The organism is Steroidobacter agaridevorans, assembly GCF_009932555.1.
GTDB lineage: Bacteria > Pseudomonadota > Gammaproteobacteria > Steroidobacterales > Steroidobacteraceae > Steroidobacter > Steroidobacter agaridevorans.
The window spans coordinates 72,312-85,673 of record NZ_BLJO01000008.1 but is presented as its reverse complement, the minus strand read 5'-3'; the positions used below and the strand labels follow the sequence as shown (position 1 = coordinate 85,673).

The 13,362-nt window shown below is 62.0% G+C and carries 13 protein-coding genes; 4 read left to right on the top strand and 9 right to left on the bottom strand.

Going from position 1 to position 13,362, the window contains the following annotated elements; genetic code table 11:
- The first annotated feature begins 153 nt into the window (after positions 1-153).
- Positions 154-2,169 (top strand): LTA synthase family protein, encoded by a 2,016-nt coding sequence (locus tag GYH35_RS26125; RefSeq protein WP_202624713.1) that lies wholly within the window; start codon positions 154-156, stop codon positions 2,167-2,169.
- 19 nt (positions 2,170-2,188) lie between these two features.
- Here the strand turns inward: GYH35_RS26125 and GYH35_RS26120 are convergent, their stop codons facing one another.
- The 3 genes from GYH35_RS26120 to GYH35_RS26110 all read right to left on the bottom strand — a co-directional run bounded on the left by GYH35_RS26120 (position 2,189) and on the right by GYH35_RS26110 (position 5,795).
- Positions 2,189-2,932, bottom strand: a complete 744-nt coding sequence (locus tag GYH35_RS26120) for a hypothetical protein (RefSeq protein ID WP_161829936.1) — start codon at positions 2,930-2,932, stop codon at positions 2,189-2,191.
- A gap of 157 nt (positions 2,933-3,089) precedes the next feature.
- Positions 3,090-3,992, bottom strand: a complete 903-nt coding sequence (locus GYH35_RS26115) for a hypothetical protein (RefSeq protein WP_161829935.1) — start codon at positions 3,990-3,992, stop codon at positions 3,090-3,092.
- A gap of 117 nt (positions 3,993-4,109) precedes the next feature.
- On the bottom strand, positions 4,110-5,795 hold the full coding sequence (locus GYH35_RS26110) for a bifunctional protein-serine/threonine kinase/phosphatase (protein WP_407700229.1): 1,686 nt from the start codon (positions 5,793-5,795) through the stop codon (positions 4,110-4,112).
- A gap of 130 nt (positions 5,796-5,925) precedes the next feature.
- Here GYH35_RS26110 and GYH35_RS26105 point away from each other — a divergent pair, with 130 nt between their 5' ends.
- Positions 5,926-7,140: a nitrate/nitrite transporter gene (locus GYH35_RS26105; protein WP_161829933.1), complete on the top strand. Its 1,215-nt coding sequence runs from the start codon at positions 5,926-5,928 to the stop codon at positions 7,138-7,140.
- Positions 7,141-7,148: 8 nt separating this feature from the next.
- Here the strand turns inward: GYH35_RS26105 and GYH35_RS26100 are convergent, their stop codons facing one another.
- The 4 genes from GYH35_RS26100 to GYH35_RS26085 all read right to left on the bottom strand — a co-directional run bounded on the left by GYH35_RS26100 (position 7,149) and on the right by GYH35_RS26085 (position 10,369).
- The gene (locus GYH35_RS26100) at positions 7,149-7,805 is read right to left on the bottom strand and encodes an outer membrane beta-barrel protein (protein ID WP_161829932.1); all 657 of its coding nucleotides are present in this window, start codon (positions 7,803-7,805) and stop codon (positions 7,149-7,151) included.
- A 114-nt stretch (positions 7,806-7,919) separates the two neighbouring features.
- Entirely contained in the window at positions 7,920-9,263 is a 1,344-nt protein-coding gene (gdhA, locus tag GYH35_RS26095) for an NADP-specific glutamate dehydrogenase (protein ID WP_161813164.1), read from the bottom strand.
- An 85-nt stretch (positions 9,264-9,348) separates the two neighbouring features.
- Entirely contained in the window at positions 9,349-9,897 is a 549-nt protein-coding gene (locus GYH35_RS26090; RefSeq protein ID WP_161813163.1) for a GNAT family N-acetyltransferase, read from the bottom strand.
- Positions 9,898-9,907: 10 nt separating this feature from the next.
- Positions 9,908-10,369, bottom strand: coding sequence for a nucleoside deaminase (locus GYH35_RS26085; protein ID WP_161829931.1), 462 nt, complete (start codon positions 10,367-10,369; stop codon positions 9,908-9,910).
- A 122-nt stretch (positions 10,370-10,491) separates the two neighbouring features.
- On the opposite strand from GYH35_RS26085, the gene GYH35_RS26080 reads away from it, so the two are divergent.
- Both GYH35_RS26080 and GYH35_RS26075 read left to right on the top strand, forming a co-directional pair.
- Positions 10,492-10,971, top strand: a complete 480-nt coding sequence (locus tag GYH35_RS26080) for a YbhB/YbcL family Raf kinase inhibitor-like protein (RefSeq protein WP_161813161.1) — start codon at positions 10,492-10,494, stop codon at positions 10,969-10,971.
- 161 nt (positions 10,972-11,132) lie between these two features.
- Positions 11,133-12,110 carry a nitrilase family protein gene (locus tag GYH35_RS26075; protein WP_161829930.1) on the top strand — a complete coding sequence of 326 codons (978 nt, stop codon included), beginning with the start codon at positions 11,133-11,135 and terminating at the stop codon, positions 12,108-12,110.
- A 49-nt stretch (positions 12,111-12,159) separates the two neighbouring features.
- Here the strand turns inward: GYH35_RS26075 and GYH35_RS34675 are convergent, their stop codons facing one another.
- Positions 12,160-12,657: a DUF2846 domain-containing protein gene (locus GYH35_RS34675; protein ID WP_202624709.1), complete on the bottom strand. Its 498-nt coding sequence runs from the start codon at positions 12,655-12,657 to the stop codon at positions 12,160-12,162.
- 7 nt (positions 12,658-12,664) lie between these two features.
- Positions 12,665-13,291 carry a hypothetical protein gene (locus GYH35_RS26065; RefSeq protein WP_161829929.1) on the bottom strand — a complete coding sequence of 209 codons (627 nt, stop codon included), beginning with the start codon at positions 13,289-13,291 and terminating at the stop codon, positions 12,665-12,667.
- Positions 13,292-13,362: the final 71 nt, after the last annotated feature.

Sequence of the window (13,362 nt, the reverse complement as noted above, 5' to 3'; positions counted from 1 at the left end):
CAGTCCTGAGCGTTTCCCTGATTTTGTGACACGGAGCATCAATTGCTCCCGCTGACAGAGTATGGTGTCCGACGAAGCGACGACAGATCGCGGACCAGCACTTTCGGGTTTGCATACAACGCGTGGCCAACGCGTCGGGGCGGATTTAAAACAATGAGTACTCTCGTCCAGCCGCGAGTCGCGCTGGCGATCGCCAACCTGCGTTCCATGCAGTGGCCGATTCGACGACTCGGACCGTATTCGTGCGTGCTCGGCTTCATTCTGATCGGTTCGGCAGCGCTGGCCTTGTCCAGAGCCGTGCTGATCGGCTGGCAATGGGATCGCGTCGATGTGACCGATTCGCTGTGGAGCATGCTGCTGCAGGGACTGCGCAGCGACCTGATCACGTTAGGCCTGTTTGCCGCGCCCATGGTCGTGCTGCTGCCGTTGTTTGTGGCGGCGAACCGGCTGAGCTGGTGGTCCCGCCTGTCCAGCGTCTGGCTGAGCGTCAGCCTGATCGCGATTCTGTTGCTGGAGTTCGCGACCCCGCAATTCCTGTACGAATACGACAGCCGCCCGAATCGCCTGTTCGTCGAATATCTGGTTTATCCGCGTGAAGTCTCCGCCATGTTGTGGACCGGCTATAAAGGCACGCTGGCGCTGGTCGCACTGGGCCTGACCGCGGCGGGCTGGCTGACCGTACGTCACTTCAATCGATACCGCGATACCGTCGATCCCTGGCGTACTCGCACCGTGCTGCTGGTGTGGCCCATCGTTGTGATCGTGCTGTTCGTGATGATCCGCTCCAGCTTTCAGCACCGGCCGGCCAATCTCGCGACCTTCGCCTTTTGCGACGACGCCATGGTCAACAGCCTGGTGACCAACTCGGCCTACTCGGTGCTCTCGGCGGTCTATGGCTTGAAGAACGAAGCTCAGAGCGAGATCTACGGCAACATGCCGGCGCAGGAAATCGTCTCGCGCGTGCGCAAAGGCATGGCCGCGGGCCCGGCCAGCTTCACCTCCGACCAATTCCCGACGCTGCACAAGCAGGTCGCCAGCGTACGTCGCGAACGGCCGCTCAATCTGGTCATCGTGCTCGAGGAAAGCCTGGGCGCGGGATTCGTGGAGGAGCTCGGCGGCGTACCGATCACACCTCATCTCAACGGCCTGGCGAATCAAGGCATCTGGTTCGACCAGTTATATGCTACGGGCACTCGTTCCGTGCGAGGCATCGAAGCCATCGTGGCGGGTTTCCCGCCGACGCCCGCGCTCAGCGTCGTCAAGCTCGACAAATCACAACGCGGCTTCGAGACGCTGGCGTCAGTGCTGCGGCGGGCCGGTTATCGCAGTGAATTCGTCTATGGCGGCGAATCGCACTTCGACAACATGCGCGGCTTCTTTCTCGGCAACGGCTTTCATGACATCGTCGATCGCAAGGACATGGTCGCGCCCAAATTCGTCGGCAGCTGGGGCGCATCGGATGAAGATCTGTTCGACAAGGCGCACCAACGTCTGCAAGCGCTGCACGAGTCCCGGCAACCCTATTTCCTGCTGGTCTTCTCCTCGAGCAATCACACGCCCTTTGAATTCCCGGACGGGCGCATCGAATTGCACGAGCAGCCCAAACAGACCGTGCACAACGCGGTCAAATACGCCGACCATGCGCTCGGTGGATTCCTGAAACAGGCGCGCGCCAGCAAATATTGGGCGGACACGCTGGTGATGGTCGTGGCCGACCACGACACGCGCGTTTATGGCGACGAACTGGTGCCGGTCAACAAGTTTCACATCCCCGGCGTGATCCTTGGCGCCGACACGCAGCCGCGCCGTATCGCATCCACCGTGAGCCAGATCGATCTCGCACCGACGCTGTTGTCGCTCATGGGCATCGACAGCGAGCATCCCTTTCCGGGCCGCGACCTCACCCGGACGCTGGCGGAGTTCGGCAATCAGCCGCCGCTCCCGGCGCCTCGCGCCATGATGCAATTCGATCAGAACTTCGCGTGGCTGCAGGACAACCAGGTCACCGTGCTGCTGCCCGACGGCGACGTTCGATACTTCACCTACGACCGACGCACCAAATCGCTCGACCCCACGTCGACCCAGAGTCCCGAGATGGCGCGGAATGCACTGGCGAACGTGCTGATGCCGTCGTGGCTGTATCGAGAGCAGTTGTATCGGGTCAGATGAAGAAGACGGCGCTCGCGTCCTAACGCTCACGCGCGGTCACAGTGCACACACGGTCCAACACCAGAGAGGCTTGTTCGTAGGACAAGCCGTGACGGTCCTGGATCGAAAGGATGGCGTTGAGCGGGAACCGATCCTGACGGACCTTCTCGCGAAGGCTCTGCCGCTCCTGCTCGCTCATCCCTTCGACGACTCGCGCCGCCTGCGCACCACTCACCATCGGCCAGGTGCGCACAATCGACTTTTGCTCGATCTGCTCCTGCACCGGACACGGATGGACCGGTATGAATTTCTCGCCGACTTTCCGCAGATAGATGTGCCGCTCCGGCCAGCGCTTCGGCGTGGGTAAATCACAACCGCTGGCAAACGACGCCTCATAGCGGATCGCCATGAAATGCGTGCCCCCCATGTGAGAGGTATCGACGCCGCCGTGGATGTAGTCATCGAGGGACCCGACCTGGTACTGGGCATGGTCGGGAATGGGCTCCATCGACAGAAAGCCGAAGCGGTGCTCCTCGCCGCTGGCGTCCCAGCAGGCGAGCGAACCTTCCGGATAGAGCTTTGCCATGACCGACCAGTCGCCGGTTTCGAAGCCGCGTCGGCTGGCCTGCTTGATGTCATTGACGATTCGCTCGAGGGAGGCCCGTTCGGCGGGCGTCAAGGAAGCTTCCGGCTTCGTCGCTTCCGACTTGCCGCACGCGCAGACGAGGACGAGCATGCTGCCCATGACAAGAGTAACCGTGAGGCGAGCGAGCGCGCGGTTCATTTGAATCCCTGGCTGCATGGCGACTTTCGCCACGACCAGAGTCTGGACTCGGGCTCGACGCCCGGCTTCCACATTGATCAATCAGGACAATTCGGCTTCCGGAAAGATCACTCCGGAGCGGTGAGGAAGCGGGATTGCCCCGCTTCCCCCAGACTTACTACTCGATGAAGGTCCACTCCACCGGATGACCGATGGAGGTGCCGTCGATCAGCTCGACTTCCCAGTGGATGCGGTACTGACCCGCTGCCTCGGGAAGTTGCAAATGCGCGTCGGGACAAATGATCGTCGGCCGGTTCTGCAAGTTCGGCGGCGCGAGATTGCAACTGCCGGGGAAGCTCATCGGCAAAGGCTGTCCATCGAGACTCGCCGTCGCATGCGCAATCTGGCTGCCGGCCGGCAACACCAGGGCGACGTCGAAGCGCTGACCGCTGACGAAGGTGCTCTTGCCGGGCGAGATCACCAGGTCGCTGGTCATTCCGTCCGAGTACGTGGACTCGATTTCCACCCGCATCGAGTACGAGTGGCCATTCAGTTCGCCATATACAAACGCCGAGTGGTAATCGAAGCTATGCAGGTTCGGCGCGGCGCTGGGCAGCGCGTCCGTTGCTGGCTGCTGGCCTGTGGAGTCACGGAATTCGAACTCGAACCGCTCTACCGTGGCGCCATTGGGCAACGGCTGGTTCGTGTAACTCATGACCCGGAATTCGGGTGGAGATTCGCCGCCAATGGCCGCGACCGACGCAGCACGGGAGACCATCCCAAAGGGAGCCTCGGCGGCACTCTGAAAAACGAGGGAACCGACCACCAGCTTCATGGTTGCGTCGGGCATATGGTAGCCACCGGAGTAAGGACTGACGGCTTGATCCGGAGTATGGATGTCGTATTTGTACTCGCCCGTGACGAGTTGACCCTCCGTCACTTGCCCGCCGAGCACATTGTCCGGATCGTAAAGGCCCTGCACCCGGCCCTTGATCTCGACAGTAACAAACTCTCCCGCCGATGCCGCGCCGGCTGCGGTGAGCAGCGATGCGGCCAATAGAAACTTCGCAGTGTTCTTCATGACTCTCCCTTTCAATATCGCCAACATTGGCGCATGACCTATCCGTGTTGGGCGGCAAAGTACGCGCCGCGGCGATGCTCAGTCAACCGAAGAACCGTGACAGATTTGTGAGCGCCGTCACGCCAGCGCGATCAACAGCGCGATGAGCAGGATCAAGCTGACGATTTGCCAGAATCGCACGGGATTGCTTTCGTAGAGCGACACCTTGGCGAGCGACTGCGGGGCCGCCCGCATCGAGCCGTGTTCCAGCTCGAAAGCAAACTCGACGGCGTCCGCATATCGATCGCGACGATCCACAGCGACAGCGCGCGCCAGACAATGATCGAGCCAGGCGGGAAGGTCCGGCCGATGTTTGCTGAGCGGCGCAGGCCGGCCGAACCTGGGCTGCGCGAACGCTTCGACTTCTCCGTAGGGATAGGCGCCGCCGGAGAACATGCGATAGACCGTGACTCCCAGCGCAAAGATATCGGAGCTCTCGTCGGCCGGCGCTCCTGCGAACAGCTCGGGCGCCATGTAACTGCGCGTGCCCGGCGCCTCGAACGACTCGGGCTCTTCGAACTGGCGCAGTCTCGCCACGCCCAGGTCGATGAGCTTCAAGCCGCCGTTCGCTTCCAGGATCACATTGTCCGGCTTCACATCCCGATGCACGATGCCGGCCCGATGCAGCGACGCCAGCGCCTTGGTGAGCTTGATGGCAACATCCAGGCCCATCGCAAGCGACACCTGCGGACGGCGCAGCAGCCGACGCTCCAATGTTTCTCCCTCGTAGTACGGCAGCACGCCATACAAACAAGTCCGGCGCTCGTCCGCGGGATCGAGCATCTCGGTGACGAACGGGCTCCGGACGTGACTCGCGATCCACATTTCTCGTAACAGCGCCGAGCGCAGCAGGTCTTCGAGACCGGGCCGAGGCTTGGGGAACTTGAGAATCACATTGCGACGAGCGCGCCGATCCGTCGCACGAAACACTCGCATGTACATGCCATCGGCCAGCATGTCGCCGAGCTCGTAATCGTCAATCACTTCGCCGGTGCTCGGCGTGCTTCTCAGCGGCCACGCAGCGTTCGCGATCTCTAGATCTGCAAACTGCGTTTCAGGCAGCGCGAGCACATCGAGCACCAGAACGGTTGCGTTATCTGCGGCGGGATGACTCACCGCCTGCTCAACGATTTGTATCGCTGTTTCTTGTGGCGCCGCGCGTCTCGCGAGGGCAGCCAGAATTTCCGAGCGCGACAATCGACCATGCACACCGTCACTACAAATGAGATAGCGGTCGTGTACTTGCAGCGTCTCGATCGCATGATCCGCGCACAGCCTGCCTTCCACGCCCATCGCGCGGGTCAGCACGCTCGACGTGCCGGGCGCGCCCAATGTGTGATCGGTCGTGAGCAGCGAGAGCTCGTTGTCACGCAATCGGTAGACGCGCGAGTCCCCAAGATGAAGCAAATGGGCCCGACGCCCGCACAGAACCAGTGCACTCAACGTGCAGGCCATGCCGTTGAGCTCCGGATCGGACCGGCCCATGGAATAGATCCAACGATTGACGGCATCCGCCGCTTTCGCGCTTATTCGTGGAACACCCACTGTGATCGGTTGCTCGATACAACCTTCGATAAAACCACGGACCGCAAGCTCGGCCGCGGTACGCCCGCCCTTGGCTCCGCCCATGCCATCCGCGAGCGCAGCGATGGCGCCGATCCCCGGCTGCCTCAGCCGCTGCCCCACATGACACGCCGCGAAATCTTCATTCTCCGCTCGGCCACCTTGGTGCGTGCAACTGCCGACACCGATATGCAGGCCCACATATGGTGCAGCTGTCCGCTCGGAGGGCGACACAGACGCCGCCGCGCCTGAGGACTGCTCCAGGCCCGAGACTTGCACAACGGGTGTTGCTTCATTCGATGACGAGACGCGGGTCTGTTCAGGGGGCATTTTGATCAGTCGGGATTTCTTCAAGGCGGGACACTTTCCCACGCTGCTGGCGGCCTTCTTCTACTTTGACATGAGCTTCATGGTCTGGGTGCTTTTCGGAGCGCTCGCCGTACAAATGTCAGCAGACATCGGCCTGAACGCTGCGCAGAAGGGCTTCATGGTAGCGCTGCCCGTGCTTGCCGGCGCACTGCTGCGTGTGGTGTTCGGCATTCTCGTCGATCGTTTGCGTCCGCGGCGAGCGGGCATCATCGGACAGCTGATCGTCATCGCGGGCTTGAGCATCGCCTGGCTCGTGGGAATTGAGAGTTACACGGGCACGCTCGCTCTCGGTGTGATTCTCGGCGTCGCAGGCGCCTCCTTCGCCGTCGCCTTGCCACTCGCGTCGCGCTGGTATCCGCCACAGTATCAAGGCGTCGCCCTGGGCATCGCGGGCGCTGGAAACTCCGGCACTGTGTTCGCTTCGTTGTTCGCACCGGGCCTGGCGGCGCTGCTCGGATGGAACAATGTGCTCGGCCTTGCCGTCATTCCGCTGGCAGTGGCGTTTGCGGTTTATTTCTTCGCCGCGAAGGACAGCCCCACGACGCCGCCGCCGAAGAAATGGTCGGAATACCTGGCGACGTTGCGCATGAGCGACGCGTGGTGGTTCATGTTTTTTTACGCCGTGACGTTCGGCGGATTCGTCGGCCTCGCCTCCTCGCTGTCGATTTATTTCAACACCGAATATGGACTCGACGCGGTCAAGGCCGGATTCTTCACGGCCGGCTGCGTTTTCGTCGGCTCCATGGTGCGTCCGATCGGCGGCGCGCTTGCCGATCGCATCGGCGGCATCAAGACGCTCTCCATCATGTATTCAGTGGCGGCGCTGATGCTGATCGTCGTGAGCTTCGGGCCCCGCAGCGTGTACACCGCACTGGCGCTGTTCGTCACTGCCATGCTCGCGTTCGGCATGGGCAATGGCTCGGTGTTTCAGCTGGTGCCGCAGCGGTTCCGTCACGAGATCGGCATCATGACCGGCCTGGTCGGCATGACCGGCGGCGTCGGCGGATTCTTTCTGGCCTCGAGCCTCGGTCTTTCCAAGCAGCTCACCGGCAGTTATCAGACCGGCTTTCTCGCCTTCGCGTCGCTTGCACTGCTGGCGCTCGTGAGCCTCACGAGCATCAAGCGCCGCTGGCGCACGACGTGGGGCGCGGTGGGAGTGGCGGCGGCGAGGATCTAGGTCCCGGCTCAGTACACGCTGAAGCGATACAACGTGCCGATGGTCCACAAGTGGACGGGCTCGCCGCCCACGGCGTAACGCGTCCAGCCCAGCGTTGCGCTGAACTCCTCGAACAGGGCGAGCTCCATGCCAGCGCCGAAGAAAACATCCGAGTCGCGACGCGAGGAACGAGAGTCTTCGCCCCAAGCGCTCGTCGTCTGGGTATGCGACTGCCAGTAATACTTGCCGCCACGCAACTCCATCGCGAACCGCTCGCCGAGCGGCACTTTCAACTGCATCCCGATATCGACGCCGCGGATTGTTTGCTGACTGCCGCTTTCGGGAATCTGGAAGCTGTCGCGGATCGCTTCGGCAAGCCTCGATTCAACTTTGCCAAGATCGGTGTAGCCGAGGTGAACGGCCAGGTAATCGGTAAATCGGTAGCCGGTGAACACGCGCCAGCCGATGCGGCTCTTCTCACCGAACGTGGCGGAGGTATCGAGACTGAAGGTGCTCAGCTCGCTGGAAAGCTGGGCGGAATCGCCCTTGCCCTGCGCCCAGCCCAGCTGTGTCCCGAACGACCAGGGTGAAGTGGCATCGTCCGCGGACGCCGTTGCCGCTACCAGACATCCGAGTGGAATCAAGAGCGTACGAAGTAACATTCTGAGCGCAGGCACGCCACTCATGACTCCCCCACTCCCTCCGGCCTAACTTGCCGGCGAGCATACTTGAATGGCGGGTGAATCAGAACCTGATTCAGCTCGAGGTCCTTCAGCCGAAGAACCTCGAGCTTTGAAGCATCAGATAATGCCGAACGCCAGCATGGCCTGAGCGACTCGCCGGAAGCCGACGATGTTTGCACCGATCAGATAATTGCCGGGGCTGCCGAACTCCTTGGCGGTTTCGAAGCAATCCTGGTGAATGTTCTTCATGATCTCGTGCAAGCGGCGCTCGGTGTGCTCGAACGTCCAGGCATCGCGGCTCGCGTTCTGCTGCATTTCCAGCGCCGAGGTCGCCACGCCGCCCGCGTTGGCCGCCTTGCCGGGGCCATAAGCGATGCCCGCGCCGATGAACGTCCGCACGCCGCCCGGTGTGGTTGGCATGTTGGCGCCTTCGCCGACCGCGACACAGCCGTTGCGGACCAGCGTTTTCGCCGATGTTTCATCGAGCTCGTTCTGAGTCGCGCAAGGCAGCGCCACGTCGCACGGAATATCCCAAATGACGCCGCCCTGAACGTAGCTGGCATCGCGGTGCGCGGTGTAGTCGCTGATGCGGCGTCGCTCGACTTCTTTCAACTGCTTCAACAATGTCAGGTCGATGCCGCGCGGATCGTGAATGATGCCGTTCGAGTCCGAGCAGGCGATGACCTTCGCGCCGAGCTGCTGCAGTTTCTCGATCGCGTAAATGGCGACGTTTCCAGAACCGGACACCGTGCAGCGCTTGCCTTCGATGGAATCGCCGCGCGACTTGAGCATCTCTTCCACGAAGTACACCGTGCCGTAGCCGGTCGCCTCACGCCGCACCAGCGCGCCGCCCCACTCCGGGCTCTTGCCGGTCAGTACGCCGGACTCGTAGCGATTGGTGATGCGCTTGTACTGGCCGAACAAATAGCCGATCTCGCGTGCTCCGACGCCGATGTCTCCTGCCGGCACATCGGTGTACTCGCCGAGGTAGTGACACAACGTGGTCATGAAGCTCTGGCAGAAGCGCATGATCTCGCTGTCGGAGCGCCCCTTCGGATCGAAATCCGAGCCGCCCTTGGCGCCGCCGATCGGCAGGCCCGTGAGCGCGTTTTTGAAGATCTGCTCGAAGCCGAGGAACTTGATGATTCCCAGATACACCGAGGGATGAAAGCGCAGGCCGCCCTTGTATGGGCCCAGCGCGCTGTTGAATCCGACGCGGAAGCCTCGCGCGATCTGCACGACACCGCGGTCGTCCTGCCAGGGCACTCGGAAAATCAGCTGCCGCTCGGGCTCGCAGATGCGTTCGATGATCTTCTGATCGGCGTATTCGGGGTATTTGGCGAGGACCGGGCCCAGACACTCCAGCACCTCGCGAACAGCCTGATGGAATTCTGCTTCGCCGGGATTACGTCGTTCGACTTGTCGATAGATATGCTCGATCTGCTCGCTCGGGGTCACCATTCACTCCACGTTCGCCCGCGACATTGCGAGCAGCGCCCTTTCGCCTTTGAAAGGGGCCGGCGACCATATCAAACCGCGGCGGGAATTAAAAAGGGTCCGGCCGGGCGAGCCGATACAGGCAATGCAGGCGCAGAGCGCTGTCGATGGGCAGGCCCGGATGCTCGAAAACGCCGTCCGGCCGCATGCCCAGCCGCTCCATCACGGCACGGGATCTGCGGTTGTGCACGGTCGTGAACGCAACAATTTCCGGAAGATCCAGCACTTCGAAGCCGATCCGCAGTGCTGCTTTCGCCGCCTCGGCAGCGAAGCCCTTGCCCCAGTGCTCGAATCCGAGACGCCACAGAATCTCGACACTCGGTGAAAACGGTAGCTCCGCGGACGGGATGTGGAGACCCACGACTCCAACAAATGCCTGAGTCGCCTTGGACTCGACCGCCCAGGGGCCCCAGCCCTGCTTTGCAATGAGCGCTTCACAGCGATCCGCCATCTCGTCGCTTTGCGCACGAGTCAGCGTGGCCGGGAAGAACTCCATGACTCTAGGGTCCGCATTGAGAGCGGCCAAGGGCGCACGATCGGCAGGTTGCCACTGCCGCAAACGCAAGCGCTCGGTTTGTACCTCGACGATCTCAGTCACCGGACGACGCCTAAGCTTTACTCTTCCAAGCTTCGTAGAGATCCACGCGCGACTCCAGACGAACCGGCGTGTAGGTGATTTTCATCGATTGCTCCGCGAAGGGCTTCGCCAGATCGGCGTAGACCGCCGCGGTGGACAAGCCGTGGGGCGCGCCGTCTTCGTTCGAGTACGCATATGTGATCTCAGCGATGCCGGCCAAACGCATCGCTGCCATGCACATCGGGCACGGATGACCGCTGGCGAAAACCGCGCAGCCCGCAAGATTCGGCGAGCCGAGCTTCTGACTGGCCGCGCGGATCGCAATCAGCTCCGCGTGTGCAGTGGGATCGTTCGTACCGATCACCTCGTTCACGCCGGTCGCCAGGATTTTTCCGTCCTTCACGACGACTGCGCCGAAGGGCCGGCCGCCGCGCTCGACATTCGAATACGCGAGCTCGAGCGCCGCACGGAGGAAAGGGTGTTCAAGACTCATGGCCGTGCACCTACGCTGTCGCTTGTATCTCAACAATGTAGCGCAATTCCGACCTCCGCGACTTCCGCCACGACCGGGCGTAGACTCTGGCGCGGAGGCTGGCAAGCGTGTTGGAGCTGCTCATGGCACTGACCATTACCTCACCCGCATTCGGCAATAGCGGGTCCATCGATGTGCGCCACACCTGCGAGGGAACGGACACATCACCCGAGCTGCAGTGGACAGGCGAACCACCGGAGACCAGGAGCTTCGCCGTCATCGTCGACGATCCCGATGCGCCCGATCCGAAAGCACCCAAGATGACCTGGGTGCATTGGGTCATTTATAACATTCCGGCGACGATGCACGCGCTACCGGAGAATTCCGGCAAGCAAGGCTTGCCATCGGGCGCGAAGGATGGCGCCAACGACTGGAAGCGCGGCGGCTACGGCGGGCCTTGCCCGCCGATCGGGACTCATCGATATTTTTTCAAGCTCTACGCGCTCGACACTGTGCTTCCCGATCTTGGTCGCCCCACCAAGTCGCAGCTGCTGGATGCAATGCAGGGGCACGTGCTTGCCGAAGCCCAGCTCATCGGCACCTATAAAAAGAAGAATCCATGACCTATGCAGGACTGACAGGTGTCTGTTTGCAGGCCCCTGCTGACGGTGCGGAAGGGAGATGCGCTGCCGTCGGTCCGAGCGGTCCGCGACTTCCTGGTGGCGAACTTGCCCAAAGCGCTGAGCTTGCAGCCGTAACCTCTCTCCATGATGCGCTACCGACCATGACGAACAATCTGAAAATCGCCACCGCCCAGTTCGAAGCTCGCAGTGGCGACAAGAACTTCAATCTGCGCGTGATCGACGAGCTTTCCGGCAAGGCGGCTTCGGCAGGCGCGGACGTCGTTGCTTTCCATGAATGTTCCGTTACCGGCTACAGCTTTGCTCGCTCCTTGTCGAAGGAGCAGATGTGGGAACTGGCGGAAGCTGTCCCGGACGGTACGAGTACGGCTGCACTCGTCGAAAGCGCGCGCCGTCATCGCATCCACATACTGGCAGGGCTGTTCGAGCGCGGCGATGACGGCGAGATCTACAAGGCGCAGGTCTGCGTCGATGCGAACGGCATCAAGGCGAAGTTTCGTAAGCTCCACCCGTTCATCAACCCGCATATCAAGCCTGGCACCGAGTACACCGTGTTCGAGCTCGGCGGCTGGAAATGCGGCATCCTGATCTGCTACGACAACAACATCATCGAGAACGTGCGCGCGACTGCACTGCTAGGCGCGGAAATCATTTTCATGCCGCACGTGACGATGTGTACGCCATCGACGCGCCCCGGCGCCGGTTTCGTGAACCCGCAACGGTGGGCAAATCGAGAGGTCGATCCGACTTCGCTGCGCGCCGAGTTCGACGGCCTCAAGGGGCGTGCATGGCTGATGAAATGGTTGCCGGCGCGCGCGTACGACAACGGCGTGTATGTCGTCTTCTCGAACGCCATCGGCATGGACGACGACCAGCTCAAGAACGGCTGCTCGATGGTCGTCGATCCCTTCGGCGATGTCGTGGCCGAGTGCCGCGCGCTCGGAAACGACCTTGCGATCGCGACGTGCGTGCACGACAAGATCGCGAAATCCGGCGGTCATCGCTACCGCGAGGCGCGCCGGCCGGAACTGTATCGGCACATCCTCGGCGCTGATCATGACTCGCGACAGCAGGTCGCGTGGATGCCAGCGCTATCCGCGCCAAGCAATCGGGATCGCTGAGGCGATCGGGAACCCACCGCAGAAAGGATCTCCGCGGTGGGCTGGCTCGCTACTTCCCTGCCTTCGGCGCGCCCGAATCCTTCAACTTTGCTTTCATCGAATTGAAGGTCGCTTCATCGGACGGCGCGAGATTCGGGCGGCCGGCCAGGAAGCCCATCGAGATCGAGCCCTGGATGTAATAGGTCTCGCCAGGATCGACTTCGATATTCAACACGTCCTTCGCTTCGGAATGAACGGTGAACTCGTGCGCACCGGCGGGCAGATTGGCGACGAAGTAGCTGCCGCTGGAGAGCTTGCCGAGCTCGGTCTGGCCTTCGCGTACTTTGAAACTAATGGCCATTCCCGCGAACTTGCTTTCGCGAAAGAAGACAATCGTGCCCGTGCCGCCGCTGCCAGCGTTCGCTGCCGGAGCGCTCGCGGGTGCCGGTGCAGGCGCGGGCGCCGCGGCTGGCGCTGCCGGGGCCTGACTCTTTTTCTCCGGCGCGCTGCCGCCGGTGCTGGCACAACCCGCCAGGGCCAGCACGACCAACGATGTTACAACTGCCAAACCATTCCTAATCCGATTCATTGTTACTGATCTCCGTTGACGACTCCGTGATGGCAGGCTGCGAGACCTCCCCCGTTCCCACCTCCAAAACCGAAGGCAACACCGTGTCCGCTGTCACCTTCGCATACACATCGGTACCCGCGGGCAGAACCAGATTCTTGCCAACGACAAACAGCGCCGGGATGCCGAGCGTGACACCCAGTCCCGTCGCGAGCGCCAGCCGGTTCTCACCATTACCCGCAGTGAACGAACGCAGCTTTACTTCATGCTCGCCGATGCTGAGCGCGCGCGTGGCCAGAATCAGCTCGCCGGCCTTGCCCGACATGCCCGGCTTGGCTGCGTGAACCACTTCACCGATCGCGGGCGAGCCCGCGGGCACTACGATGGATTCATCGATGGCGATCGGCTGCGCCACTTCGAGTTTGAAGCGGTCGCCACGCTTGTGAGTATGAGAAGCGACCGTTTCCAGCAGCCTCAGATGAACTTCCGTGCCGGCGGCCAACGTGTACAGGCGTTCGGGCTGCGGCTGTTCGCCGAGCGCCGCGTTCGGATTGATATAAATCAATGAGAACGCACACATCACCCAGCAGATGCTGTGCACGCCACGGCTAACGCCAGCACGTGCAGCCGGCATCCGATGAGCCCCCATTCCTTGCTCCCGATCTTTCTTGTTATCGACCCGCGCGCAGAGGATTCGCAATTCCT

Bases quoted from the DNA above. Each gene is read 5' to 3' on its own strand.
- GYH35_RS26125 (WP_202624713.1), top strand. From the start codon at position 154: ATGAGTACTCTCGTCCAGCCGCGAGTCGCGCTGGCGATCGCCAACCTG.
- GYH35_RS26120 (WP_161829936.1), bottom strand. From the start codon at position 2,932: ATGAACCGCGCGCTCGCTCGCCTCACGGTTACTCTTGTCATGGGCAGC.
- GYH35_RS26115 (WP_161829935.1), bottom strand. From the start codon at position 3,992: ATGAAGAACACTGCGAAGTTTCTATTGGCCGCATCGCTGCTCACCGCA.
- GYH35_RS26100 (WP_161829932.1), bottom strand. From the start codon at position 7,805: ATGAGTGGCGTGCCTGCGCTCAGAATGTTACTTCGTACGCTCTTGATT.
- gdhA (WP_161813164.1), bottom strand. From the start codon at position 9,263: ATGGTGACCCCGAGCGAGCAGATCGAGCATATCTATCGACAAGTCGAA.
- GYH35_RS26085 (WP_161829931.1), bottom strand. From the start codon at position 10,369: ATGAGTCTTGAACACCCTTTCCTCCGTGCGGCGCTCGAGCTCGCGTAT.
- GYH35_RS26080 (WP_161813161.1), top strand. From the start codon at position 10,492: ATGGCACTGACCATTACCTCACCCGCATTCGGCAATAGCGGGTCCATC.
- GYH35_RS26075 (WP_161829930.1), top strand. From the start codon at position 11,133: ATGACGAACAATCTGAAAATCGCCACCGCCCAGTTCGAAGCTCGCAGT.
- GYH35_RS26065 (WP_161829929.1), bottom strand. From the start codon at position 13,291: ATGCCGGCTGCACGTGCTGGCGTTAGCCGTGGCGTGCACAGCATCTGC.